The organism is Moorena sp. SIO3B2 (assembly GCF_010692525.1).
In the GTDB taxonomy this organism is placed as follows: domain Bacteria; phylum Cyanobacteriota; class Cyanobacteriia; order Cyanobacteriales; family Coleofasciculaceae; genus Moorena; species Moorena producens.
Window position 1 is genome coordinate 1 of record NZ_JAAHHE010000021.1, and the last position, 1,705, is coordinate 1,705.

A 1,705-nucleotide genomic window follows, 5' to 3' on the forward strand; every position below is an offset into this window, starting at 1 on the left:
TTCCAGAGACTGAACCCGATCTGAGCTAGACCGTAACTCAACCACAAAATCCGGGCAGATATTAGCAAAGGTTCCTTTTTGTTCTGGAGTAAGTGCCTGCCAACGTTCTGCGCTCACCCAACAGGCATCGGGAGAACGAGTGGCACCATTAGGTAAAATGAAGCCAGTGGAGGAGTCAAAAGCTTTACCCGGTTCCCCTGCATTACGCCACCACAAATACAACTCTCCAGAAATACTCCAATTTAGCTTTCCAGTTTTCCAGCCTGTTGGTGGGTTCACAATTAACTCTCCAAGTGCCGTTCTTTCCAGTCTCAAGTCGCGGTTAGCTGCTGCGAGGGCTGCAAACTGTTCCTGGGTGACGTACAACCCGATTGTCCTAGGCAACTCAATCAATAGAGTTTCGGTTTCTGGACTCGCAGGTGTTTGTATCATCTTGACCTCTGTTTATAATACCCCGTGGGAAGGAAATCCTCGTGTCAATATTCAAAACGAAAAGAGTGGAAATGCTAAAGTTTATCAAGTTGTCAAGTATTAAAAACTATTGATAAGTTGGAGCAGAGTAATGAAAGTTAATCCCCAACACTACACTTATAGCATCAAATGGTCAAAAGAAGACGGAGATTTTGTAGGATTGTGTGCAGAATTTCCCAGTCTATCTCACCTTGACACATCTGGTTTTGCTGCCTTACAAGGCATTACTAATTTAGTCGCAGAAGTGCTCGAAGATATGGAAGCCTCTGGAGAACCTATTCCACAACCTCTTGCCGAGAAAAAATATACCGGTCAGTCTTATGAAGATGAAAGGATGATTCAAGCTATCCTTCAAGAGCGAGAAGGTGGAGAGCGTGAGGTGGAGTCACCAGTTGGCTACGTTGATTTGTTAACTGATGATTATGTAATCGAGGTCAAACACGTTAAAGTCTGGAAGGACGGCACTAAAGTGCTTCTGTATGCTCCCTACTTTCCAGGTCGAAAACCACGAGTTCATCTGTTTGGTGGCTATAGTAAGGATTTCCGAACTCTGGTAGAAAATTCCTTTGAGACGTTGGGTATTACTACAACTTGGGAGCGTGAACCCTTTTAGGGTGTCTGGACTGATGTGTGAGAATGATACAGCGTTTGATAATTAATTGTAAAAAGCACTGCATCGCTACTTGATTACCTCTTGCCTCTTGTATGCATGCCTCTTGCCTTTCCCGAAGAGATTCTGTTCACAACTCAAATAGAAATACTATAGTGCGATGGCTCGAAGAGCCCGCCAAAGGCGATGGCATTTCAGTTTTAGACCTCTTGCAAAAATAAATATCAAATCAAAATCTATCCCTTTTGCCTATTGCCTATTGCCTATTGCCTTGTCAAAACCCACGGTTTATGAGACTTATGCAAGAGGTCTTTTCAATCCCACACCCGACGCAAATCCAACACAAAACCCGGTAACACCTCTTCCCCCGACAACTCAGCCGGATTTTCCAACACTTCCACTGCCAAACCCGGTCGATAAATTTCCACCAATCGCTGCTGTGGATCAATTAACCAGCCCAGTCTCGCCCCATTGTCGATATACTCCGTCATTTTAGCTTCCAGAGACTGAACCCGATCTGAGCTAGACCGTAACTCAACCACAAAATCCGGGCAGATATTAGCAAAGGTTCCTTTTTGTTCTGGAGTAAGTGCCTGCCAACGTTCTGCGCTCACCCAACAGGCA

Annotated in this window: 3 protein-coding genes; 1 reads left to right on the top strand and 2 read right to left on the bottom strand. The window is 44.8% G+C overall.

From position 1 onward, the window contains the following. The coding region (locus F6K38_RS06975) for a Uma2 family endonuclease (protein WP_287356361.1) at nucleotides 1-432 on the bottom strand (432 nt) is incomplete at its 3' end. Between the two features lie 130 nt (nucleotides 433-562). On the opposite strand from F6K38_RS06975, the gene F6K38_RS06980 reads away from it, so the two are divergent. Beyond that, nucleotides 563-1,084 carry a hypothetical protein gene (locus F6K38_RS06980; protein WP_008185148.1) on the top strand — a complete coding sequence of 174 codons (522 nt, stop codon included), beginning with the start codon at nucleotides 563-565 and terminating at the stop codon, nucleotides 1,082-1,084. Between the two features lie 311 nt (nucleotides 1,085-1,395). Here F6K38_RS06980 and F6K38_RS06985 read toward each other — a convergent pair. Further along, nucleotides 1,396-1,705: Uma2 family endonuclease (locus F6K38_RS06985; RefSeq protein ID WP_287356363.1), on the bottom strand; the 310-nt coding region annotated here is incomplete at its 5' end.